The organism is Peribacillus sp. SIMBA_075, assembly GCF_046534585.1.
The window spans coordinates 1-276 of sequence record NZ_JAWRYN010000503.1 but is presented as its reverse complement, the minus strand read 5'-3'; the positions used below and the strand labels follow the sequence as shown (position 1 = coordinate 276).

The following is a 276-nucleotide window of genomic DNA, read 5'->3' as shown; positions in this document are numbered from 1 at the left end:
ACGGTTTTAATAGTAGGGATTGCATATAAGAAAGATGTAAATGATTTGAGAGAATCACCGGCGTTGCCAATTATTCAATTATTAATAAAAGAAGGATACAAGATAGAATATCATGATCCGTATATTTCTACAGCGAAAATTGGAGATACACTATATCAATCTGTTCCATTAGATGAACAAAGAATTAAACAAGCAGATTGTATTTTAATTGTAACGGATCACTCTAGTATCGATTGGAAGCTCTTTAAAGGGATTGAGCGATTAATAGATACACGT

The 276-nt window shown here is 31.9% G+C and carries 1 protein-coding gene; it reads left to right on the top strand.

Features of this window, described 5'->3' with window-relative positions; translation table 11 throughout:
• Positions 1 to 276 (top strand): UDP binding domain-containing protein (locus SB775_RS29185; protein WP_410864715.1); only part of this gene is annotated, 276 nt, incomplete at both ends.